Here is a 23286-nt window from a genome sequence, read left to right on the forward strand (position 1 = left end):
ATCACCGGACGCCTTACGCGGCCGACGACAGTGCCGATTCGCCCACCTGAAAGAAGGTTTCTCGGCGTCGACCGGGTGCTCGATGGTTGCTTTTCCGGCCTCGGGTGCCCGTGTCCTGCGCCGGTCGGCGGTGCCCGGTGAGCGAGCTCGCGGGCATTCGGCTGATCGTCGGGCTCGGTAATCCGGGCGAGCAGTACGAGGCCACGCGTCACAATGTCGGCTTTTGGCTCGTCGATCGGATCGCCGAGGACTTCCACGAGACGTTCCGCGCCGAGTCCAAATTTTTCGGCCATCTCGCCCGAATCCGCGTCTGCGGGGCGGATCTGCGTCTACTCAAGCCCTCGACCTACATGAATCGCAGCGGTCAATCGATCGCCGCGGTCGCCCGCTTCTATTCCATCCCCCCCGAGCAGATCCTCGTTGCTCACGACGAGCTCGACCACCCCGTCGGCCAGGTTCGCCTCAAGCAGGGCGGCGGTCATGCCGGACATAACGGGCTGCGCGACACCATCGATGCACTCGGGGGCAGTCGTGATTTTTGGCGCCTGCGGATCGGGATCGCCCACCCGGGCGACCGTACCCTGGTGACAGGCTATGTCCTCGGACGTCCGTCCAAGGCCGACGCCGAGCAGATCGACGCAGCGCTTGCCGATGCCGAGAGAATCCTCGATGATCTCGTCGCCGGTCGCTTCCAGATCGCCATGAATCGTCTCCATTCGCAACGACGCGATTGAGCTGCGTTTGGGTTCTCAAGCGCGGTTTGCGCGCACACTCGACCCCGCATGGGCCGAGCCCGTGCGAGTCACGCTGGAAATCTTTTAAGATCCTGATTTTTATTTCCTAGATCGCGTCGGCGACAGCGTCGATGATGTCGGTCGAGGTCGAATCGGCATCAAGCGTCGATCGTTGACTCCGGACACGGTTTAGCGGCGTTTGACAAATCGCAATCCCGAGCCGAGTATTCCGCCTGATCTCCGTGATCGCCGTGCGTCTCGGCCCTTTCCGTAAAAGTGCCTCACCGCGCCTTCCGTAAGCATCCCGTCGAATGACGCCGTATTCGGGATCGGGCAATCGCTCGCACTGAATCCGAAGTCCTCCGACCGGTCGGCGGGCAAGGTCGTCTCCGCGGCTGTCAGTGACGGCTCATCTCCGAATTCGACCTCCCGTCGAAGCCGGTTTTGGCGAGCCCGTCGAGCGGGGCTCGACCATCCCAACGACAAAGTTAGCCGTTCAATCGGCATGACGACTGGAGGACTTTTCGCACATGAACGGAACATTGAAGTGGCCGTTGACGGCTGCAGTGATTGCATGCGCATCCGTGCCGACACTGGCATTGGCAACCAACGGATATTTCTCGCACGGCTGGGGTACCAAATCCAAGGCGATGGCGGGCGTCGCCGCGGCCTTGCCGCAGGATACGCTCGTCACGGCAACGAACCCCGCCGGAATGGCATTCGTCGGGACATCGCTCGATGTGGGATTGGCCTTCTTCAGTCCTTCGCCGCGAGGCTACGACGCCAACGACGACTTCGCGGTAGACCCCGCCTCGGGCTTTCCGACCGGGCCTTTCATTACTCCGGGCCGATACGACAGCGAAGGGGATTGGTTTTTGATTCCGAGCTTCGGGTTTAATTACGAGCTCGATGAAAAAAGCACGATCGGCTTTAGCGTGTTCGGCAACGGCGGGATGAACAGCGATTATCGGGACCGTCCAGTCTGGGAGAACTTCGCCGCGGCCCCCAATCAGCTGGCGATCGGGCCCGGCATGATGCCGCCCCCCGGCACCATCGCGAGCCCCGGCGGCCTTCTGTTTACGCAGACCAATCCGCCGATGCCGGTCACGGACCCGAGCATGCCCCCGCCGCCGAACGGCAACAACGCCAATCCCGGTGGTTTTCTGAGCGCGACCGGCTCGACCGGCGTCAACCTCGAGCAACTGTTTATCGAGATCCCCTACACCTTCAAGTTCGCCGACGGCAAGCAATCGGTCGGCATCGCGCCGGTTTTTGCGATGCAGAGTATCGAGGTCAAAGGGCTTCAGCCGTTCCGCGCGGCCTCCTTGTACCCGGACAAGGTCTCGAACAACGGAACCGACTGGTCGTACGGCGCCGGCCTGCACCTGGGATGGTACGGCGAGGTCACCGATCAACTGGCGTTCGGGATGTCGTATCGCACCAAGATGTGGATGTCGGAATTCGACGACTATAAGGGGCTGTTCGCCGATGGGGGCGAGTTCGATATCCCTGCGATGTTGAACTTCGGCGTCTCCTTCAAGGCACGGCCTGACCTGACCTTTGCGTTCGACTACCAGCGCATCTTCTACGGCGAGGTCTCTTCGATTTCCAACTCGAACGACAACGACATCTCGCCCTGTTTCACCTCAGGACCCAAACCCGCGTTCTGTCTAGGCGGGGATGACGGACTTGGATTTGGGTGGGACAGCATGGATATCTTCAAGGTAGGTGTGCGTTACGACCACGACGAGAAGCTGAGTCTGATGGGCGGCGTGAGCTACAACACCGAGTTCGCGTCCGGTCGGCAGGCCCTTCTGAACATCATGGCGCCCGCAACCATTCGTTGGCACCTCACCTTGGGCGCGTCCTACCGCTTTACGGAAAAGGATGAGTTCGCGTTGGCGTTCTCTTATATGCCGGAGGAGGAGTTGAGCGGCACGAGCCCCAGCATCACCCAAGCCCAAACCGGATCCATCTACATGGAGCAGATGGATATCCAGATCGGTTGGAATCACCGCTTCTGACGGGCCGTCGACCACGCTCGCCCGGCGTGCCTTGCGAGCGTGGTCCCGACGTGATTGGGTCGGACTCTGGGTCTGCGCCCGCGGGCTCGCCGAGCACGCGGGCAATCCGAATCGGGCCTTATTGAGCCGTCATCGGCAAGCGGCCGATCGAGATATAGGTCAGTCCGGTTGCGGTCGCGAGATGCCCGTCGAGGATGTTGCGACCGTCGAAGATCACTCCCGCCTTGAGCTTGTCCTTGATCATCCGGAAATCCGGGCTGCGAAACTGCGCCCACTCGGTCAGGACGGCAAGGGCGTCGGCCCCCTCCAATGCCGCTAAGGCATCGTCGACAAGTGCCAGATCGGCACGCTCCCCGTAGATTCGCTGTGTCTCCGGCATGGAAACCGGGTCGAATGCCTGAACCTTCGCGCCTGCCTCCCAGAGCGATTCCATCAAGACGCGACTCGATGCCTCGCGCATGTCGTCGGTGTTGGGTTTGAACGAGAGACCCCAAACGGCGATGGTGCGGCCCTGGAGATCGCCGTTGAAATGCGCGTGGATCTTCTTGAACAGAAGATCCTTCTGGCGGAAGTTCACGGCCTCGACGGCATGCAGCAGCTGCGGGTCGTAGCCCAAGCTGCGCGCGGTGCGCTCGAGCGCGCGCACGTCCTTCGGGAAACAGGATCCACCGTAGCCGCAGCCGGGGTAGATGAACTGGTAGCCGATTCGCGGATCCGAGCCGATGCCGACGCGGACCTTTTCGATGTCGGCACCGACGGCTTCGGCGATGTTCGACAGCTCGTTCATGAAGCTGATCTTTGTCGCCAGCATGGCATTGGCTGCATATTTCGTCAGCTCGGCGGAGCGCACGTCCATCAGCATGACGCGGTCGTGGTTGCGATTGAAGGGGGCATAGAGCGCGCGCAGCAGCTCGCCGGTGCGCGGGTTGTCCGTGCCGACGATGATGCGATCCGGCCGCATGAAGTCGTCGATTGCCGCACCCTCCTTCAGGAACTCGGGATTGGAGACGACGTCGAATTCCACCGCCATGCCGCGGGCGGACTGAGCATCGCGAACGGCGGCGGCCACCTTGTCGGCGGTCCCTACGGGCACGGTCGACTTGTTCACCAGGATCCGGTACCCGTCCATGTGCTCGCCGATGCTGCGTGCGACCGCGAGGACGTACTGTAGATCGGCCGAGCCGTCTTCGTCCGGTGGCGTGCCGACCGCGATGAACTGAAACAGTCCGTGCCGTACCCCTTCCTCGGCGTCGGTCGAGAAGGTCAGCCGGCCGGCCTCACGGTTCTGCTTGATCAGCTCGTCGAGCCCGGGCTCGTAGATGGGCACGCCCCCGCTGTTGAGGAGGGCGATCTTGGCGGGATCCACGTCGATACAGAGGACGCGATTGCCGACCTCCGCCAAGCAGACGCCAGTGACCAGTCCAACGTAACCGCTGCCAAAAATCGTAACGTCCATTCTTTATCGTCTCCGGGCGTTTTCAGTCGGATCTACAGGGATCGGGATGGCCGTCCGGTCGTGCGCCGCGCCGTCGAACGAGGCGCGCCGCTCCCGGCTCGTCCCCACGATTGTATATCCGCCGGGCCGGAGTGTATCGACCCGATTGACTTGGATATCGGGCGCGCCCGGTTAGTCTTGCAAGCGATCGTCCACGTCGGCTTGACGCTGGTGGTTCGGCCTCGTATACTGCGTCGCTCTTTAAGGAGGGGTTCCCGAGCGGTCAAAGGGATCAGACTGTAAATCTGACGGCTCAGCCTTCGGAGGTTCGAATCCTCCCCCCTCCACCAGATTGCAGGCCGCGAAGATCTCTGCGCGGTGGCCTTTGCGGGCTGGGCGCGCGGATCGAGAGCAGGTCCTCGGGGCGCGAAGCAGCGTAGCCTGCCGGCTCGGCTGCGGTCGGCCCCTAGCCCCGTGGTTCGGCGCGAAAGCGCTGCGGGTGTAGTTCAATGGTAGAACCTCAGCCTTCCAAGCTGATGGTGTGGGTTCGATTCCCATCACCCGCTCCATTGAGATGTGTGCTTTGCGATCGCCCATGTAGCTCAGTTGGTAGAGCACACCCTTGGTAAGGGTGAGGTCACCGGTTCGACTCCGGTCATGGGCTCCATTTTCGTTTTTCGAGATTCAGTCGTCGATCTTGGATTGTCGTTGTCGGTAGCGTCCAGCGCGACTTGTCGATTTGAACCATGCGGGGAGCCGTTCATGTCCAAAGCAAAATTCGAGCGCAGCAAGCCACACGTGAACGTCGGCACGATCGGCCACGTCGACCACGGCAAGACGACCTTGACGGCGGCGATCACGACGCACCAGGCGAAGAAATTCGGCGGTGAGGCGCGCGCCTACGATCAGATCGACAATGCCCCGGAAGAGCGCGAGCGCGGCATCACGATCGCCACGGCGCACGTCGAGTACGAAACGACCAACCGGCACTACGCCCATGTGGACTGCCCCGGCCACGCCGACTACGTGAAGAACATGATCACGGGCGCGGCGCAGATGGACGGAGCGATCCTGGTGGTGAGCGCGGCGGACGGTCCGATGCCGCAGACTCGCGAGCACATCCTGCTGTCGCGTCAGGTCGGCGTGCCCTACATCGTGGTGTACCTGAACAAGGCCGACATGCTCGACGATCCCGAGCTGCTTGAGCTGGTCGAGATGGAGGTGCGCGAGCTGCTCTCCAAGTACGACTTCCCCGGCGACGACACCCCGATCGTCACCGGCTCGGCGAAGCTGGCGCTCGAAGGCGTGGATTCGGAGATCGGCACCCAGTCGATCGACAAGCTGATGGACGCGCTCGACAGCTACATCCCGCAGCCCGAGCGTGCGGTGGACGGCGCCTTCCTGATGCCGATCGAAGACGTCTTCTCGATCTCCGGTCGCGGCACCGTGGTGACCGGACGCATCGAGCGCGGCGTGGTGAAGGTCGGCGAAGAGGTCGAGATCGTCGGCATCAAGGACACCGTGAAGACCACCTGCACGGGTGTGGAGATGTTCCGCAAGCTGCTCGACCAGGGCCAGGCCGGGGACAACGTCGGTGTGCTGCTGCGCGGCACCAAGCGTGAAGACGTGGAGCGCGGTCAGGTGCTGGCCAAGCCCAAGTCGATCAACCCGCACACCCACTTCGAAGCCGAAGTGTACGTGCTGAGCAAGGACGAGGGCGGTCGTCACACCCCGTTCTTCAACGGCTATCGTCCGCAGTTCTACTTCCGCACCACCGATGTGACCGGCGCCTGCGAGCTGCCCGAGGGCATCGAGATGGTGATGCCGGGGGATAACGTGAAGATGACGATCAAGCTGATTGCGCCGATCGCCATGGAAGAAGGGTTGCGCTTTGCAGTGCGCGAAGGCGGCCGCACCGTCGGTGCCGGCGTCGTCGCGAAGATCATCGAGTAGTACGGGTCATCGCGGCTCGGAGGGCAGTGCTGATGGGCCTGCCCGACAGATTTCGCGATCGGTCCTGATCGTTTTAGGCCAGTAGCTCAATTGGCAGAGCAGCGGTCTCCAAAACCGCAGGTTGGGGGTTCGAGTCCCTCCTGGCCTGCCATACAACCCATCGCTCCGTTTAATTTATCGCCCAGGCGACACCCGATCTCATGAATTCACGTGCAGAGGCCCGAGGGGCCGGCTTGGATACCGCCAAGCTGGCAATCGCCGCGTTGTTGTTGGTCGGCGGCATCTTTGCCTTCTATTTTTTCGAGGGCTTCTCGGTCCTGCTTCGTGTGATCGGGCTGCTGGTGATTAGCGGGGCTGCAGCAGCTGTCGCGTTGCAGACCGAGCGTGGGCGGGCCCTGTGGCAGTTCGCATCCGACGCTCGCATGGAGGTCCGCAAGGTCGTCTGGCCGTCGCGTCAGGAAACGCTTCAGACCACGCTGATCGTCATCGTGATGGTGCTCGTCGTGGGCATCATTCTGTGGCTCTTCGACATGATGCTGATGGCGATTCTCAGATTCCTCACCGGCCAGGGGGGCTGAGTATGTCCAAGCGATGGTACGTCATCCATGCCTACTCGGGCTTCGAGGGGCAGGTCAAGCGCTCGCTTGAAGACCGTGTCAAGCGCGCCGAGCTCGAGGAGTTGTTCGGGCAGATTCTGGTGCCGACCGAAGAAGTGGTCGAGATGCGCGCGGGCCAGCAGCGCAAGAGCGAGCGAAAATTTTTCCCCGGTTATGTCCTGGTGCAGATGGAGATGACCGACGAGACTTGGCACCTCGTCAAGAGCGTTCCCAAGGTGATGGGTTTCATCGGCGGCACAGGGGATCGCCCGGCGCCTATTCCCGACTCCCAGGCCGACGCAATTCTCATGCGCCTGCAGGAAGGCGGCGAAAAGCCGCGGCCGAAGGTGCTCTACGAGCCGGGCGAGGTCGTTCGTGTTGTCGACGGCCCCTTCACCGACTTCAACGGGGTCGTCGAAGATGTCGATTACGACAAGAGCCGCGTGAAGGTTTCGGTTCTGATCTTCGGGCGCTCAACCCCCGTCGATCTTGAGTTTGCGCAGGTCGAGAAGGCCTGATACGCAGTTAGCGGATTTTCGCGGGTGTCTTGACGCCAAGCCCCGTTCACTGCCGTCGCCGTTCGTGCGGCGTCGATACCGAGTCCCCGTGAGGGACCTTTGTCGGGGGAGCCGAGACTCGATCTCCGGCGTCAACACCCCACTGGAGAAAAACCATGGCGAAAAAGATCAACGCCTACATCAAGCTGCAGGTCAAGGCAGGCGAGGCGACTCCAAGCCCGCCGGTCGGTCCTGCGCTTGGTCAGCACGGCGTCAATATCATGGAGTTCTGCAAAACGTTCAATGCACGTACGCAGGAGCTCGAAAAGGGGATGCCGATCCCGGTCGTGATCACGGTCTACTCGGATCGCAGCTTCACGTTCATCACCAAGACCCCGCCGGCCTCCATCCTCCTTAAAAAGGTGATGGGAATCCAGAAGGGCAGCCCGAATCCGAACACCAACAAGATCGGCGTGGTGACGCGCGAGCAGCTCGAGCAGGTCGCCACCGCGAAGATGCCCGATCTGACCGCTGCGGATATGGATGCGGCCGTTCGCACCATCGCGGGCAGTGCCCGTGCGATGGGGCTCGATGTCGAGGGGGTGAACTGATGGCTCGTCTATCCAAGCGCATGCGCGCGATTCAAGAGCGCGTGGAGCGCGGCAGACTCTATCCGGCGGAAGAGGCGTTCTCGCTTCTGAAAGAGCTGTCGCAGATCAAATTTTCGGAAAGTGTGGATGTCGCCGTGAATCTCGGCGTCGACCCGCGTAAGTCCGATCAGGTCGTGCGCGGCTCGACCGTTCTGCCGCACGGCATCGGCAAGACCGTCCGGGTGGCGGTGTTCGCCCAGGGCGCGTCCGCGGACGCTGCGACCGAGGCCGGCGCGGATCGCGTGGGTTTCGATGATCTCGCAGAGGACATCAAGGCCGGCAAGCTCGATTTCGATGTCGTGATTGCCTCCCCGGATGCCATGCGTCTGGTCGGACAGCTCGGCAAGATCCTCGGCCCGCGCGGTCTGATGCCGAACCCCAAGGTCGGCACCGTGACACCCGACGTCGCCGAGGCGGTTCGCAACGCTAAGGCCGGGCAGGTGCGCTACCGCACCGATAAGGCCGGTATTATCCATTGTCCGCTCGGCAAGGCGGATTTCGAGCCCGTGAAGTTGCGGGAGAATCTCGAAGCCCTGCTGGCGAACCTGATGCGATCCAAGCCGAGCAGCTCCAAGGGCGTTTACATGCGCAAGGTCACCGTCTCCACGACCATGGGTCCGGGGCTGACTGTGGATCACGCGGGGCTCAGTTTCTAGTTTGATCTCGCGGGGCTTGCGCCCTGCGACGTTCGGTCTTCTTTGGGGACCCGGCGAAAGCCGGGGACCGTCAAAGACCGCAGGTGTCCCCGGCCCGATAAGGACTCGGTGCAGTGGGCTTAATGGCTCGCCTGCCTGCGCAGACGGTGCTCCCGAATCAGTCGTTTTGCTGGTGACGGTGCACATGATCGCCCTAGAGTGCGCGTTGGATGCGTGTCCTCGACGGCCCCGGCTCAGGCCGGGTTTACCGACAAGAGGTGACGAACATGGCGCTCAGTTTTGCGCAAAAAGAAATCATCGTCGCCGAGGTCGCGGAAGTCGCCAAAGGTGCCCATTCGGCCGTCGGGGCCGAGTATCGGGGCTTGACCGTGGAACAGATGACACGGCTTCGCGTGGAAGCGCGCAAGGCCGGGGTCTATGTCCGCGTCGTCAAGAACACCTTGGCCAGACGTGCGTTGCAGGATACGGATTTCGCGTGCATGAGCGAGGGGCTGAAAGGCCCGTTGGTTCTCGCTTTCTCGCAGCAAGATCCCGGTTCAGCCGCGCGCGTCATGGAAGCCTTTGCAAAGGACCACAACAAGGTCGAGGTGCGCTTGGTCGCCCTCGGAGGCAAGCTGCTTGATCCCTCGGAGCTCGGCAATCTCGCCAAGATGCCGACCCGCGATCAGGCGATCAGCTTGCTCATGGCCGTGATGAAGGCGCCCGTGCAAAAGCTTGCAGCGACGATCAACGAGGTGCCGGGCAAGTTGGTCCGCACCATCGCCGCGATTCGCGATGCGAAAGAGGCCGCTTAGGCGGCTCCGTTCACCAGCAATTCCATTTTAGAGAAACCTCAGGAGCTCACCATGGCCGTCTCCAAAGACGAGATCCTTGAAGCAATCGGTAACATGACCGTGTTGGAGGTCGTCGACCTCATCAGCGCGATGGAAGAGAAGTTCGGCGTGACCGCGGCTGCCGCCGTGGCTGCCCCGGCTGCCGGCGCCGGCGTTGAAGCCGCACCGGTCGAGGAGCAGACCGAGTTCGACGTCATCCTGGCGTCGTTCGGTGCCAACAAGGTTGCGGTCATCAAGGCCGTTCGTTCCTTGACCGGCCTCGGCTTGAAGGAAGCGAAGGACGCCGTCGAAGGCGCACCGACGACCCTGAAGGAAGCCGTTTCCAAGGGCGAGGCCGAAGAGGCCAAGAAGCTCCTCGAAGAGGCTGGTGCCACGGTCGAAGTGAAGTAACGGCGCATTGCGTCGAACCTTCTTTCGGTGGGACCTTCGGGCTGGCGGCGAGTAGCCGCCGGCCTTTCGCCGTTGGGTCTTGACGACCCGTTTAGACGACACCGGCACGCCGGACGCTTCGTAAACGGGGCGACGTCGTCGATAAGGACCTGACCGCAGAGGTCCGACCCCGACGCCTGCGATCCGCCGCGGCGTCGACCCCCGTCCTGGACACAAGCACGTATTTCGAGGGAAAGGCATCATGGCCTATTCGTTCACCGAAAAAAAGCGCATTCGTAAAGACTTCGGCAAGCGTCCGAGCATCCTGGACGTGCCTTTCCTGTTGGCGACGCAGATCGATTCCTATCACGAGTTCCTGCAGGCCGACCGGCCGATCGGGGACCGCCGCGACGTGGGTCTTCATGCGGCCTTCAAGACCGTCTTTCCGATCGAGAGCTACTCGGGCAACGCCGTTCTCGAATACGTGAAATATCGGCTCGGCGATCCGGTGTTCGACGAGCGCGAGTGTCATCTGCGCGGCGCGACCTTCGCCGCACCCTTGCGCGTGCTGCTGCGTCTGGTGATCTACGATCGCGACGCTCCGGCTGGATCGAAGGTCATCAAGGACGTGCGCGAGCAAGAGGTCTACATGGGCGAATTGCCGCTCATGACCGGCACCGGCACCTTCATCATCAACGGGACCGAGCGCGTCATCGTCTCGCAGCTGCATCGCTCTCCCGGTGTCTTCTTCGATCACGACAAGGGCAAGACCCACTCTTCGGGCAAGCTGCTCTTCTCGGCGCGGGTCATCCCCTATCGCGGATCTTGGCTCGATTTCGAGTTCGATCCCAAGGACAATGTCTTCGTGCGCATCGACCGTCGCCGCAAGCTGCCGGCGACCATCCTGCTGCGCGCGCTGGGCTACGGCGTCGAGGACATCCTCGAGCGCTTCTTCGTGACCGATACCTTCCGGATCCGCGATCGCTCGGTCACACTCGACCTGGTTCCGGAGCGTCTGCGCGGCGAGACGGTCGGATTCGACGTCATGCTCGGTGACGAGCTGCTCGTGGAATCCGGGCGTCGCGTCACGGCGCGGCATATCCGCGAGCTTCAAAAGGCCGGCATCGAGCGCCTCGATGTCCCGTCCGACTTCCTGATCGGCCGCGTCCTGGCCCATCCTCAGATCGATACCGAGACCGGCGAGGTGATCGCCGAGGCGAACGCGGAGATTACTCCGGAGCTCCTCGAGACCATCTTCGAGAAGGGCATCGAGACGCTCGAGACGCTGTTCGTCAACGACCTGGATCACGGCCCCTACATCTCCGAGACCCTGCGGATCGATCCCACCACCAGCGACCTCGAGGCGCAGGTCGAGATCTACCGCATGATGCGTCCGGGCGAGCCGCCGACCAAAGAGGCGGCCCAAAACCTGTTTCACAACCTCTTTTTCACGCCGGATCGCTACGATCTGTCCGCCGTGGGTCGGATGAAGTTCAATCGGCGTCTCGGGCGTACCTCCGAGGAAGGGCCGGGCGTCATCTACGACGGGCGCTACTTCAGCAATCGTAATGACGAGCTCTCCAAGCGGCTCTATCAGGAGCAGGGCGAGACCTCCGACATCATCGAGGCGCTCAAGGTCTTGGTGGAGCTGCGCAACGGCCGCGGCAGTGTCGACGACATCGACCACCTGGGCAATCGGCGCATCCGTTGCGTCGGCGAGATGGCCGAGAACCAGTTCCGCGTGGGTCTGGTACGGGTGGAGCGCGCGGTCAAGGAGCGCCTCTCGCTCGCCGAGTCCGAGGGGCTGATGCCGCAGGAGCTGATCAACGCCAAGCCGGTCTCGGCCGCGATCAAGGAGTTCTTCGGCTCGAGCCAGCTCTCCCAGTTCATGGACCAGAACAACCCGCTGTCCGAGGTCACCCACAAACGTCGCGTGTCGGCACTCGGCCCGGGCGGTCTGGCGCGCGAGCGCGCCGGGTTCGAGGTGCGCGACGTGCACCCGACGCATTACGGTCGCGTCTGTCCGATCGAGACCCCCGAGGGTCCGAATATCGGTCTGATCAACTCCTTGGCCGTCTATGCACGGACCAACTCCTACGGCTTCCTGGAAACCCCCTACCGCAAGGTGGAAGGTGGCCTGGTGACCATGGACATCCAATATCTGTCGGCGATCGAGGAAGGCAACTTCGTGATCGCGCAGGCCAACGCCACGCTCGACGACGAGGGTCACCTGACCGACGCGCTGGTGTCCTGCCGGCATGCCAACGAGTTCACGATGCGTGCGCCCGAGGAGGTCCAGTTCATGGACGTCTCGCCGCGTCAGATCGTCTCGGTGGCTGCGTCCCTGATTCCCTTTCTGGAGCACGACGACGCCAACCGCGCACTCATGGGCTCTAACATGCAGCGCCAGGCGGTCCCGACCCTGCGGGCCGAGAAGCCGCTGATCGGCACCGGCATGGAGCGTGTTGTGGCCAAGGACTCGGGGGTGTGCGTGGTCGCGCGCCGCGGCGGCGTCATCGAATCGGTCGATGCTGCGCGTATCGTGGTGCGGGTCAACGACGAGGAGGCCGTTCCCGGCATCCCCGGCGTGGATATCTACAACCTCACCAAGTACACCCGGTCCAACCAGAACACCTGTATCAATCAGCGTCCGCTGGTCAAGCCGGGTGACATCGTTGCAGTGGACGACGTCATGGCCGACGGGCCTTCCACGGACATGGGCGAGTTGGCCCTGGGGCAGAACCTGCGGGTCGCCTTCATGCCCTGGAACGGCTACAACTTCGAAGACTCGATCCTGCTCTCCGAGCGCCTGGTGCAGGAAGATCGCTTCACCAGCATCCACATCGAGGAGCTCGCCTGTCTGGCGCGCGACACCAAGCTGGGGCCCGAAGAGATCACGAGTGATATCCCCAACGTCGGCGAGTCGGCCTTGGCCAAGCTCGACGAGTCGGGCGTCGTCTATGTCGGCGCGGAGGTGCGCGACGGCGACATCCTTGTCGGCAAGGTCACGCCCAAGGGCGAGACCCAGTTGACGCCCGAAGAGAAGCTGCTGCGGGCGATTTTCGGCGAGAAGGCGTCCGACGTGAAGGACACCTCGCTGCGCCTGCCCTCCGGGATGAGCGGGACGGTTGTCGACGTGCAGGTCTTCACCCGCGACGGTGTGGACAAGGACAAGCGTGCACTCCAGATCGAGGAGATGGAGCTCGACCGCGTGCGCAAGGACTTCGCCGATCAGCAACGCATCATGGAGAACGACACCTTCCAGCGCGTGGAGCGACTGCTGGTCGGCAAGGTCGCCGACGGCGGTCCGCGCAATCTGGCCCCGGGGGCGAAGATCACAAAGGCCTATCTGCAGGAGCTTGCCTCCAATGGCTCGCGCGATCAGTGGCTCGAGATCCGGATGCGTGCCGAAGACGTCGCGACCCAGCTTGAGGCCGTTGCGGCTCAGATCAAGCAGCAGCGGGAGGAATTCCGCGATCGTTACGAGGTCAAGAAACGCAAGATCTCGAGCGGCGACGATCTGGCCCCGGGCGTGCTCAAGATGGTGAAGGTGTACGTGGCCGTCAAACGCCGCGTCCAGCCCGGCGACAAGATGGCCGGGCGCCACGGCAACAAGGGTGTTATCTCCAAGGTGGTGCCGATCGAGGACATGCCCTTCTCGGCGGACGGCGAGCCTGTGGATATCGTCCTGAACCCCCTCGGCGTGCCCTCGCGCATGAACGTCGGACAGGTGCTCGAGACCCATCTGGGTTGGGCGGCCAACGGGCTCGGCGTGAAGATCGAGAAGATGCTGCGTGCGCACACCGCGGTCGTGGAGCTGCGTGCCTTCCTCGAGAAGATCTACAACACGAGCGGCAAGCGCGAGGACCTCGCCAGCTTCACCGACGAGGAGATCCTGGAGCTGGCGCGTCACCTGACGCGGGGCGTGCCCCTGGCCACGCCGGTGTTCGACGGCGCGACCGAGGAAGAGATCCGGGCGATGCTCAAGCTCGCCGATCGGGACAACTCGGATATCGGCATCCCGAGCGGCCAGACCCAGCTCTACGACGGGCGCACCGGCGATCCGTTCGAGCGCCCGGTCACGGTCGGCTATATGTACATCATCAAGTTGAACCACTTGGTCGACGACAAGATGCATGCGCGCTCCACCGGGCCTTACAGCCTGGTCACCCAACAGCCGTTGGGCGGCAAGGCACAGTTCGGCGGGCAGCGTTTCGGGGAGATGGAGGTCTGGGCGCTGGAGGCGTACGGCGCCGCCTACACCCTGCAGGAGATGCTGACCGTGAAGTCCGACGACGTGAACGGCCGCACCAAGATGTACAAGAACATCGTGGACGGCGACCATCGGATGGAAGCCGGCATGCCCGAGTCGTTCAACGTGCTCGTGAAGGAGATTCGGTCGTTGGCGATCAACATCGAGCTCCAGCAGGACTGAACCGCGTCCGGAGGGGTTTGCGAGGATTGAGCCCTTGCGTGGCCGAATCGCAATCAACGCGCGTCGGCGCGACGCGGTTCAGGAGCTGCGTTTTATTGTTCTGAACCGCGTCGACTGCGTCGTTTGTGGAGACTCTCGATGCCGAGCCACGACGACGATCTTGCATGTCGTAGCGGGCGCGGTTCAGTTTTTGGCCCTTGGCCTTGAGCGCTGAGTTTCGTTCTCGAACGGACCCTCGGCGGTCGGCCGATTGCTGATCATCGTCATTGTAGGCAGGAGATAAGATCTTGAAAGATCTACTTAAAATCATCAAGCAGCAGGGTCAGGCACTGGAATTCGACGCGATCAAGATCGGACTCGCCTCCCCCGAGATGATCCGTTCCTGGTCCTACGGCGAGGTCAAGAAGCCGGAGACGATCAACTACCGGACCTTCAAGCCGGAGCGCGACGGGCTCTTTTGCGCCAAGATCTTCGGTCCGATCACGGACTACGAGTGCATCTGCGGCAAGTACAAGCGGCTGAAGCACCGCGGTGTGGTGTGCGAGAAGTGCGGCGTCGAGGTCACGCTGGCCAAGGTCCGGCGCGAGCGCATGGGCCATATCGATCTGGCGAGTCCGGTCGCGCACATCTGGTTCTTGAAGTCGCTGCCGTCACGCATCGGTCTGTTGCTCGACATGACGCTGCGCGACATCGAGCGGATCCTCTACTTCGAATCCTTCGTGGTGGTGGATCCCGGTCTCGTGGTCGATCTGGAGCGCGGCCAGCTGCTCAACGACGAGCAGTATCTCGAAGCCTTGGAAGCAAACGGCGACGAGTTCGACGCGCGCATGGGTGCGGAGGCCGTCTACGAGCTGCTGCGCACCATCAAGATGGACGACGAGATCCGGCGCATGCGCGAGGAGATCGAGACCACCAATTCCGAGACCAAGATCAAGAAGCTCTCCAAGCGCCTGAAGCTTATGGAGTCGCTGATGGCCTCGGGGAATCGTCCGGAGTGGATGATCCTGACGGTCCTGCCCGTCTTGCCGCCCGAGCTGCGTCCCTTGGTGCCGCTGGACGGCGGGCGTTTTGCCACCTCGGACCTGAACGACCTCTATCGTCGAGTCATCAACCGCAACAACCGTCTCAAGCGTCTGCTCGATCTCGTTGCGCCAGACATCATCGTGCGCAACGAAAAACGCATGCTGCAGGAATCGGTCGATGCGCTGCTCGACAACGGGCGGCGCGGGCGTGCGATCACGGGCACCAACAAGCGCCCGCTCAAGTCACTCGCCGACATGATCAAGGGCAAGCAGGGCCGGTTCCGCCAGAACCTGCTCGGCAAGCGCGTCGACTACTCCGGCCGCTCGGTCATCGTGGTGGGCCCGACCCTGATGCTGCATCAGTGCGGTCTGCCCAAGCGCATGGCGCTGGAGCTCTTCAAGCCCTTCATCTTCAGCAAGCTGCAGCTGCGCGGCCTGGCGGCGACCATCAAGGCCGCCAAGAAGATGGTCGAGCGCGGCACGCCCGAGGTGTGGGACATCCTCGACGAGGTTATCCGCGAGCATCCGGTGATGCTCAACCGCGCCCCGACCCTGCATCGACTGGGCATCCAGGCGTTCGAGCCGGTGCTGATCGAGGGCAAGGCGATCCAGCTCCATCCGCTGGTCTGTACCGCCTTCAACGCGGACTTCGACGGCGACCAGATGGCGGTGCACGTGCCGCTGTCGCTGGAGGCGCAGCTCGAAGCGCGCGCGCTGATGATGGCCTCCAACAATATCCTTTCGCCGGCCAACGGCGAACCGATCATCGTGCCCTCGCAGGACGTGGTGCTCGGGCTTTACTACATGACCCGCGAGCGCGTGAATGCAAAGGGCGAGGGCAGCGTGTTCACCGATATCGACGAGGCGCGCCGCGCCTACGAGACCGGTCATGCGGATCTGCATGCGCGCTGCAAGGTGCGCATTCGCGAGGTGATCAAGCACAAGGACGGCTCGATGCACGAGAACACGGCGATCCGGGAGACGACCCTGGGTCGCGCCCTGGTGTTCGCCATCGTTCCCGACGGACTGCCGTTCGATCTGGTCGACCGCGCGCTCGGCAAAAAGCAGATCTCGCGCTTGATCAATATCTGCTATCGCCAGCTCGGTCTGAAGGAGACCGTGGTCTTCGCCGACCAGGTCATGTACATGGGCTTCCGCATGGCGACGCGTTCCGGCGTCTCGATCGGGCTCGAAGACATGGCCGTCCCGGAAGAGAAGGCGGGCATCCTTGCGGCCGCCGAGAAGGAGGTCAAGGAGATCCAGGACCAATACGCGTCCGGTCTCGTGACCAACGGCGAGCGCTACAACAAGGTCGTCGACATCTGGTCGCATACCAACGATCGCGTCGCCAAGTCGATGATGAGCAAGCTCGGCAAGGACAGCGTCATCGATCGCGACGGCAACGAGGTGACCCAGGACTCGTTCAATTCCATCTACATGATGGCCGACTCCGGCGCGCGTGGCTCGGCAGCGCAGATCCGGCAGCTCGCCGGTATGCGCGGTCTCATGGCCAAGCCGGACGGCTCCATCATCGAAACGCCGATCACCGCGAACTTCCGCGAGGGTCTGAACGTTATCCAGTACTTCATCTCCACCCACGGTGCGCGCAAGGGTCTGGCCGACACGGCGCTCAAGACCGCCAACTCGGGTTATCTGACCCGTCGTCTGGTCGACGTGGCGCAGGACATGGTGGTGCTCGAGGTCGATTGCGGCACCGAGGGCGGGTTGATCATGACCCCCATCATCGAGGGCGGCGACGTGGTCGAGGCCTTGCGCGAGCGCATCCTCGGACGCGTGGCGGCCGTCGATGTCTATCAGCCCGGCACCGATGAGCTGGTTTGCGAGGCCGGGACCCTGCTCGACGAGTCTTGGGTAGAGCGCTTCGAGACCTTCGGCATCGATCAGGTGCGCGTGCGCTCGCCGATTACCTGCGAGTCGCGTCTCGGCGTCTGCGCCCAGTGCTACGGGCGCGATCTGGCCCGCGGCCATCGGGTGAATCTTGGCGAGGCGGTGGGCGTGATCGCCGCCCAGTCGATCGGCGAGCCCGGCACGCAGCTGACCATGCGCACCTTCCACATCGGTGGTGCGGCATCGCGGGCCGCGGCGGTCAACAGCATCGACATCAAGAATGCCGGCTCGGTGCGCCTGCACAACATCAAGGTGGTCGAGCATCACTCGGGCAAGAACCTGGTCGCGGTCTCGCGCTCCGGCGAGCTGACCGTGGTCGACGATCGCGGGCTTGAGAAGGAGCGCTACAAGGTGCCCTATGGCGCCAGCCTGCGCGCCGCCGACGGCGACCCCGTGAAGCCGGGCGACGTCGTGGCCAACTGGGATCCACATACCCATCCGGTCGTCACCGAGGTGGCCGGCAAGCTCGCCTTCGAGGACTTCATCGAGGGCGTGACGGTACAGGGCCAGGTCGACGACGTGACGGGTCTGACCTCGCGTGTCGTCATCGACCCGAAGCAGCGCCCGTCTTCGGGCAAAGACTTACGCCCCATGGTGAAGCTGATCGGCGAGGACGGCATCGAGCTCAAGATTGCGGGTACGGATCTCCCGGCCCGCTACTTCCTCCCCGCGGGCGCCATCGTCGGCGTGGAGGATGCGGCGAACGTGGGCGTCGGCGACATCCTGGCGCGTATTCCGCAGGAGTCGAGCAAAACGCGCGACATTACCGGTGGTCTGCCGCGTGTTGCGGACCTGTTCGAGGCCCGCAAGCCGAAAGAGGCGGCCTTGCTCGCGGAGGCGAGCGGGACGATTGGCTTCGGCAAGGACACCAAGGGCAAGCAGCGCCTCGTCATTACCATGGACGACGGCGAGACGGTCGAAGAGCTGATCCCGAAGTGGCGCAACGTCAACGTCTTCGAAGGGGAGCGCGTGGAGCGGGGCGAGATCATCGCCGACGGCGAGCTGGCCTCCCACGACATCCTGCGTTTGAAGGGCGTCACCGCCTTGGCTGAATACCTCGTCAAGGAAATCCAGGACGTCTATCGGCTGCAGGGCGTGAAGATCAACGACAAGCACATCGAGGTCATCGTTCGCCAGATGCTGCGCAAGGTCGAGGTCACCTCCGCGGGCGATACCCGTTTGCTGCGCGGCGAGCAGGTCGAGCATGCGCACCTGATGGACGAGAATAAGCGGGTCATGGCCGAAGGTAAGCAGCCGGCGCTCTACGAGCCCCTGCTGCTCGGTATCACCAAGGCGTCGCTTGCGACCGAGTCGTTCATCTCGGCCGCGTCCTTCCAGGAGACGACCCGCGTATTGACGGAGGCCGCGGTACGCGGCTCCACCGACCGCCTGGCCGGTCTGAAGGAGAACGTCATCGTCGGTCGTCTGATCCCGGCGGGATCCGGTCTTGCGCATCATCAGGAGCGGCGCCGGCAGCGGCAGATGGAGATGCCGGCTTCGGGGAAGGTCGAGATGGCGACCGAGGAGCTCGAAGAGGCATTGAAGAAGGCGCTCAATACCTCCGAAGCGGGGTGACTGCGGAGCACGCCTCGATGCGGGACGCCGATTCGGCATACCCGCGTCTTTCGCGTCGCCTTCTATTGGTGCTGCACACCGCTTCGGAGCGTAGGGGAAGGCTAACCGGTTGACACCACCGGCTCTCCTCCCTATACTGCTCGGTCTCAGCTAGACGGCTCCTGCGCCGTCTAGCCTCTTTTTTTCTAGGTCTGGTTCCTTGGTCTGGGCACGCATCCGCCCGGTCCCCGAGTCGATCGATCGCATACGTGCGGCTGTGCCGTCTTATCCAGTCGGCCCGCGGTCGCGCAAGAGTGATTTTACGCTTGTGTTTTCGGCGCCGTTGCGCCTTTGGAGACTGATTGCATGGCAACGATCAACCAACTCGTGCGCAAGCCCCGCAAGCGTGTCGTGGCAAAGAGCACCGTACCTGCGCTCGAAGCCTGTCCTCAGCGGCGCGGCGTTTGTACACGGGTTTATACCACGACCCCGAAGAAGCCGAACTCCGCTCTGCGTAAGGTTGCTCGCGTTCGGTTGACCAACGGCTACGAGGTCGCCTCATATATTGGCGGCGAAGGCCACAACCTCCAAGAGCACTCGGTCGTGCTGATTCGCGGCGGACGTGTCAAGGACCTTCCCGGTGTGCGCTATCACACGGTGCGCGGCACGCTGGACACCTCGGGTGTCGAGAAGCGGCGTCAAGGCCGTTCCAAGTACGGCGCCAAGCGTCCCAAGAAGTGACCCGATCGTAAGATCGGTCAGCCCAATTGAGTGAATTCGGAGTTTAAAACAACATGCCGAGAAGACGCGTTGCCGCCCGTCGCCAGATCCTTCCCGATCCGAAGCACGGAAGCGAGCTCCTGACCAAGTTCATCAACATGATGATGGAAGACGGCAAGAAGTCCGTCGCCGAGCGCATCATTTATACGGCGCTTGATCAGGTGACCGAGAAGAAAGGCGGGCGCCCGGTCGAGCTGCTTGAGCAGGCGATGGACAACGTGCGTCCGGCGGTCGAGGTCAAGTCTCGGCGTGTCGGCGGCGCGACCTATCAGGTCCCGGTCGAAGTGCGCTCGACGCGGCGCAACTCGCTGGCGATGCGCTGGATCATCGACGCGGCGCGCAAGCGTTCCGAGAAGTCGATGGCGTTGCGTCTGGCTGGCGAGTTGATGGACGCAGCCGATTCTCGCGGTTCCGCCGTGAAGAAGAAAGAAGATACGCATCGGATGGCCGAAGCAAACAAGGCCTTCTCGCATTACCGCTGGTAACAGCGGGGACCGAGTTTCATTCAATCAGGGCGGATACAGTCGTGGCACGTAGCACCCCAATCGAGCGGTATCGCAATCTCGGCATCATGGCGCACATCGATGCCGGGAAGACAACGACCACCGAGCGCGTTCTCTTCTATACGGGTGTTTCGCACAAGTTGGGCGAAGTGCACGACGGCGCCGCCACCATGGACTGGATGGAGCAGGAGCAGGAGCGCGGGATCACCATTACCTCCGCCGCGACGACCTGTTTCTGGAAGGGAATGAGTCGGGAGCGTCCCGAGCATCGAATCAACATCATCGATACGCCCGGACACGTCGACTTCACGATCGAGGTCGAGCGCTCGCTGCGTGTCCTCGACGGTGCCTGTGCGGTCTTTTGTGCCGTCGGCGGTGTCGAGCCGCAGTCTGAGACCGTCTGGCGTCAAGCCGATAAGTACGGTGTGCCGCGCATCGCGTTCGTGAACAAGATGGACCGCATGGGGGCGAATTTCTTTCGCGTCGTGCAGCAGGTCAAGGACCGGCTCGGCGGCAATGCCGTGCCGATTCAGGTGCCGATTGGTGCCGAAGAGGACTTCAAGGGCGTTGTCGATCTGGTCCAGATGAAGGCCGTCTACTGGGACGAAGCGTCCCGCGGCATGGAATACGAGCTGCGCGATATTCCCGAGGATCTTCAGGATCTTTGCGAGGAGTGGCGCGAGCATATGGTCGAGGCGGCAGCCGAGGCCAACGAAGAGCTGATGGAGAAGTATCTCGAAGGCCAGCCGCTGACCGAGGCCGAGATCATGGCCGGTCTGCGTGCCCGCACGCTGAAGAGCGAAGTCGTCCCGATGATGTGCGGTTCGGCCTTCAAGAACAAAGGCGTGCAGGCGATGCTCGATGCGGTCATCGACTACATGCCGTCGCCGGTCGACGTGCCGGCCATCAAGGGCATTCTCGACGACAAGGACGAGACCGAAGGCGAGCGTCCGGCATCGGACGACGCGCCCTTTGCCGCGCTCGCGTTCAAGATCGCAACGGATCCCTTTGTCGGTACGCTGACCTTTTTCCGTGCCTACTCGGGCGTGCTCAAGTCCGGGGATACGATCTACAACCCGGTCAAGCATAGGAAGGAGCGCATCGGCCGTATCCTGCAGATGCACGCCAACGAGCGCCAGGAGATCAAGGAAGTCCACGCCGGCGATATCGCCGCAGCGGTCGGGCTGAAGGATGTCACCACGGGCGACACCCTGTGCGATATCAATAAGGTCATTACGCTTGAGCGTATGGAGTTCCCGGAGCCGGTCATCTCGGTTGCGGTGGAGCCCAAGACGAAGAGTGACCAGGAGAAGATGGGCGTCGCGCTCTCGAAGCTGGCTCAGGAGGATCCGTCCTTCCGTGTGCACACCGACGAGGAGTCCGGTCAGACCATTATCTCCGGGATGGGCGAGCTGCATCTGGAGATCATCGTCGATCGGATGCGTCGCGAGTTCAAGGTCGAGGCCAACGTCGGTGCGCCGCAGGTCAGCTACCGCGAGACGATCCGCAAGACCGTCGAGCAGGAGACCAAGTTTGCACGCCAGTCCGGCGGTCGCGGTCAGTACGGTCATGTCTACCTCCGAATCGAGCCGCAAGAGGCGGGTGTCGGCTACGAGTTCGTCAACGCCATCGTCGGCGGTACGGTTCCGAAGGAATACATCCCGGCGGTCGACAAAGGCATTCAGGAGGCCATGAAGAACGGCATTCTGGCCGGCTTTCCGATGGTGGACATCAAGGTCACGCTCTACGACGGCTCCTACCATGAAGTCGACTCAAGCGAAATGGCCTTCAAGATCGCCGGCTCGATGGGCATCAAGGAAGGGGCGGCCAAGGCCAAGCCTGTCTTGCTCGAGCCCATCATGAAGGTCGAGGTCGTGACGCCCGAGGAGAACATGGGCGATGTCATGGGCGATCTGAATAGTCGTCGCGGCATGATCCAGGGGATGGACGATGCGCCATCCGGAAAGATCATCCGTGCAGAGGTCCCCTTGTCCGAGATGTTCGGCTATGCGACGGACCTCCGGTCGGCCACCCAAGGGCGGGCGACCTACAGCATGGAGTTCTGTAAGTACAACGAAGTGCCCGCCAGCATTGCCGAAGCGGTCTCCAAGAAACAGTAACGAGCGACAGGGGTAGAGTGGGATGTCCAAAGCAAAATTCGAGCGCAGCAAGCCACACGTGAACGTCGGCACGATCGGCCACGTCGACCACGGCAAGACGACCTTGACGGCGGCGATCACGACGCACCAGGCGAAGAAATTCGGCGGTGAGGCGCGCGCCTACGATCAGATCGACAATGCCCCGGAAGAGCGCGAGCGCGGCATCACGATCGCCACGGCGCACGTCGAGTACGAAACGACCAACCGGCACTACGCCCATGTGGACTGCCCCGGCCACGCCGACTACGTGAAGAACATGATCACGGGCGCGGCGCAGATGGACGGTGCCATCCTGGTGGTGAGCGCGGCGGACGGTCCGATGCCGCAGACGCGCGAGCACATCCTGCTGTCGCGTCAGGTCGGCGTGCCCTACATCGTGGTGTACCTGAACAAGGCCGACATGCTCGACGATCCCGAGCTGCTCGAGCTGGTCGAGATGGAGGTGCGCGAGCTGCTCTCCAAGTACGACTTCCCCGGCGACGACACCCCGATCGTCACCGGCTCGGCGAAGCTGGCGCTCGAAGGCGTGGATTCGGAGATCGGCACCCAGTCGATCGACAAGCTGATGGACGCGCTCGACAGCTACATCCCGCAGCCCGAGCGTGCGGTGGACGGCGCCTTCCTGATGCCGATCGAAGACGTCTTCTCGATCTCCGGTCGCGGCACCGTGGTGACCGGACGCATCGAGCGCGGCGTGGTGAAGGTCGGCGAAGAGGTCGAGATCGTCGGCATCAAGGACACCGTGAAGACCACCTGCACGGGTGTGGAGATGTTCCGCAAGCTGCTCGACCAGGGCCAGGCCGGGGACAACGTCGGCGTGCTGCTGCGCGGCACCAAGCGTGAAGACGTGGAGCGCGGTCAGGTGCTGGCCAAGCCCAAGTCGATCAACCCGCACACCCACTTCGAAGCCGAGGTGTACGTGCTGAGCAAGGACGAGGGCGGTCGACACACGCCGTTCTTCAACGGCTATCGTCCGCAGTTCTACTTCCGCACCACCGATGTGACCGGCGCCTGCGAGCTGCCCGAGGGCATCGAGATGGTGATGCCGGGCGACAACGTGAAGATGACGATCAAGCTGATTGCGCCGATCGCCATGGAAGAGGGGTTGCGCTTTGCAGTGCGCGAAGGCGGCCGCACCGTCGGTGCCGGCGTCGTCGCGAAGATCATCGAGTAAAGGC

At 62.8% G+C, this 23286-nt stretch carries 16 protein-coding genes and 4 tRNA genes; 19 read left to right on the forward strand and 1 reads right to left on the reverse strand.

The annotated features are described in order from the left end of the window. The first annotated feature begins 137 nt into the window (after nucleotides 1–137). Nucleotides 138–734 carry an aminoacyl-tRNA hydrolase gene (pth, locus tag BLV04_RS01640; RefSeq protein ID WP_093027861.1) on the forward strand — a complete coding sequence of 199 codons (597 nt, stop codon included), beginning with the start codon at nucleotides 138–140 and terminating at the stop codon, nucleotides 732–734. Nucleotides 735–1264: 530 nt separating this feature from the next. Beyond that, nucleotides 1265–2758 (forward strand): OmpP1/FadL family transporter, encoded by a 1494-nt coding sequence (locus BLV04_RS01645; protein WP_093027454.1) that lies wholly within the window; start codon nucleotides 1265–1267, stop codon nucleotides 2756–2758. 118 nt (nucleotides 2759–2876) lie between these two features. Here the strand turns inward: BLV04_RS01645 and BLV04_RS01650 are convergent, their stop codons facing one another. Beyond that, on the reverse strand, nucleotides 2877–4214 hold the full coding sequence (locus BLV04_RS01650) for a UDP-glucose dehydrogenase family protein (RefSeq protein ID WP_093027456.1): 1338 nt from the start codon (nucleotides 4212–4214) through the stop codon (nucleotides 2877–2879). A 244-nt stretch (nucleotides 4215–4458) separates the two neighbouring features. On the opposite strand from BLV04_RS01650, the gene BLV04_RS01655 reads away from it, so the two are divergent. The 17 genes from BLV04_RS01655 (at nucleotide 4459) to tuf (BLV04_RS01735) (ending at nucleotide 23282) form a co-directional block, all read left to right on the forward strand. Further along, nucleotides 4459–4543: transfer RNA gene (locus BLV04_RS01655), tRNA-Tyr, on the forward strand. 145 nt (nucleotides 4544–4688) lie between these two features. After that, a tRNA-Gly gene (locus BLV04_RS01660) sits at nucleotides 4689–4762 on the forward strand. Nucleotides 4763–4784: 22 nt separating this feature from the next. Continuing rightward, nucleotides 4785–4860 (forward strand) — tRNA-Thr (locus BLV04_RS01665). Between the two features lie 95 nt (nucleotides 4861–4955). After that, on the forward strand, nucleotides 4956–6146 hold the full coding sequence (gene tuf / locus BLV04_RS01670) for an elongation factor Tu (protein WP_093027476.1): 1191 nt from the start codon (nucleotides 4956–4958) through the stop codon (nucleotides 6144–6146). A gap of 75 nt (nucleotides 6147–6221) precedes the next feature. After that, nucleotides 6222–6297, forward strand: a tRNA-Trp gene (locus BLV04_RS01675). Nucleotides 6298–6346: 49 nt separating this feature from the next. Next, nucleotides 6347–6724, forward strand: a complete 378-nt coding sequence (gene secE, locus BLV04_RS01680; RefSeq protein WP_093027460.1) for a preprotein translocase subunit SecE — start codon at nucleotides 6347–6349, stop codon at nucleotides 6722–6724. A gap of 2 nt (nucleotides 6725–6726) precedes the next feature. Next, on the forward strand, nucleotides 6727–7260 hold the full coding sequence (gene nusG / locus BLV04_RS01685; RefSeq protein ID WP_093027462.1) for a transcription termination/antitermination protein NusG: 534 nt from the start codon (nucleotides 6727–6729) through the stop codon (nucleotides 7258–7260). A 155-nt stretch (nucleotides 7261–7415) separates the two neighbouring features. Further along, nucleotides 7416–7850: a 50S ribosomal protein L11 gene (gene rplK / locus BLV04_RS01690; protein WP_007195676.1), complete on the forward strand. Its 435-nt coding sequence runs from the start codon at nucleotides 7416–7418 to the stop codon at nucleotides 7848–7850. Beyond that, nucleotides 7850–8545, forward strand: coding sequence for a 50S ribosomal protein L1 (rplA, locus tag BLV04_RS01695; RefSeq protein WP_093027464.1), 696 nt, complete (start codon nucleotides 7850–7852; stop codon nucleotides 8543–8545). The genes rplK and rplA overlap by 1 nt, the downstream gene beginning before the upstream one ends. A 266-nt stretch (nucleotides 8546–8811) precedes the next feature. After that, nucleotides 8812–9339, forward strand: a complete 528-nt coding sequence (gene rplJ, locus BLV04_RS01700; protein WP_093027466.1) for a 50S ribosomal protein L10 — start codon at nucleotides 8812–8814, stop codon at nucleotides 9337–9339. A 51-nt stretch (nucleotides 9340–9390) separates the two neighbouring features. Further along, nucleotides 9391–9768, forward strand: coding sequence for a 50S ribosomal protein L7/L12 (rplL, locus tag BLV04_RS01705; RefSeq protein ID WP_093027468.1), 378 nt, complete (start codon nucleotides 9391–9393; stop codon nucleotides 9766–9768). A 241-nt stretch (nucleotides 9769–10009) separates the two neighbouring features. After that, on the forward strand, nucleotides 10010–14182 hold the full coding sequence (gene rpoB, locus BLV04_RS01710; protein ID WP_093027470.1) for a DNA-directed RNA polymerase subunit beta: 4173 nt from the start codon (nucleotides 10010–10012) through the stop codon (nucleotides 14180–14182). A 287-nt stretch (nucleotides 14183–14469) separates the two neighbouring features. Next, nucleotides 14470–18687 carry a DNA-directed RNA polymerase subunit beta' gene (gene rpoC / locus BLV04_RS01715; RefSeq protein ID WP_093027472.1) on the forward strand — a complete coding sequence of 1406 codons (4218 nt, stop codon included), beginning with the start codon at nucleotides 14470–14472 and terminating at the stop codon, nucleotides 18685–18687. Between the two features lie 345 nt (nucleotides 18688–19032). Further along, a complete protein-coding gene (rpsL, locus tag BLV04_RS01720) occupies nucleotides 19033–19407 on the forward strand; it encodes a 30S ribosomal protein S12 (protein WP_007195682.1) in 375 nt (124 codons plus the stop codon). Nucleotides 19408–19460: 53 nt separating this feature from the next. Then, nucleotides 19461–19931 carry a 30S ribosomal protein S7 gene (rpsG, locus tag BLV04_RS01725; RefSeq protein WP_007195683.1) on the forward strand — a complete coding sequence of 157 codons (471 nt, stop codon included), beginning with the start codon at nucleotides 19461–19463 and terminating at the stop codon, nucleotides 19929–19931. A 41-nt stretch (nucleotides 19932–19972) separates the two neighbouring features. Next, nucleotides 19973–22069: an elongation factor G gene (fusA, locus tag BLV04_RS01730; RefSeq protein WP_093027474.1), complete on the forward strand. Its 2097-nt coding sequence runs from the start codon at nucleotides 19973–19975 to the stop codon at nucleotides 22067–22069. A gap of 22 nt (nucleotides 22070–22091) precedes the next feature. After that, nucleotides 22092–23282 carry an elongation factor Tu gene (gene tuf, locus BLV04_RS01735; protein WP_093027476.1) on the forward strand — a complete coding sequence of 397 codons (1191 nt, stop codon included), beginning with the start codon at nucleotides 22092–22094 and terminating at the stop codon, nucleotides 23280–23282. Nucleotides 23283–23286: the final 4 nt, after the last annotated feature.

This window comes from Thiocapsa roseopersicina (assembly GCF_900106925.1).
Lineage (GTDB): Bacteria > Pseudomonadota > Gammaproteobacteria > Chromatiales > Chromatiaceae > Thiocapsa > Thiocapsa roseopersicina.